Source organism: Pseudomonas sp. P4_C3, from assembly GCF_056402075.1.
Genome location: NZ_JBFUIC010000746.1, coordinates 1 through 730 on the forward strand (window position 1 = coordinate 1; position 730 = coordinate 730).

A 730-nucleotide genomic window follows, 5' to 3' on the forward strand; every position below is an offset into this window, starting at 1 on the left:
GAAGACAACCCTGAACAAAATTAACATTGAGCCTGCCGGTGAACGACGGGCGAGGAATCGCCATGTCCGATTTTCAAATGGAACCCACGCCCACCGCTCGCAAGCGTCATGTGCGGCGAGTGCCACGGCTTCGCTGTGCCAGGCCAGCAGTACCAGCTCATTTCCGGTAGCTGGAAACCGCCACTATTCCTTCAAATACAGCAGTCAACTTCATTAATAAATAATCCGGCATAAAACCATCGAAGGCGATCAACACTCACACCCCATCTCACCGAAAGTTATTTATCCCGACAAACACATCCATTACCTATCATCATATTACAACTCACTGGACAGTAATTATTGGACGCACGCTAACACCTACACTTTCCACGAATAACATAACTCCCTGATAACACTCAGATCAACACCAATAAAGCTCACTGACTTATTATAACATTCGTTGACACTAAGACGCAGCCACCCTACATTAGTGGCACTCTGCCAACACCACGACGACGCATCAACTTTGTCAAGTTAATGGAATGCTGAGTTTCTGAGCTATTTCATTCCTGGTACAACGCATGAAATATGTAGACGACATTACGAAACTTTTTACACATTTTGGCGCCAATGCGCAGAGCTACCAGGAAATACAACCGAACTATAAAGATTTCAAAGACGACCCGGTTACACCTGCGCTGACTGAGCCAGAACCGTCGGTGGCCTTGCCTCCCCCAATACCAACGCC

1 protein-coding gene is annotated in these 730 nt (G+C 47.1%); it reads left to right on the forward strand.

Going from position 1 to position 730, the window contains the following annotated elements; translation table 11 throughout:
* Nucleotides 1-563 precede the first annotated feature (563 nt).
* On the forward strand, nucleotides 564-730 hold a 167-nt coding region (gene bcsR, locus AC1DVH_RS32220), incomplete at its 3' end, for a BcsR/BcsP family cellulose biosynthesis protein (protein ID WP_477757183.1).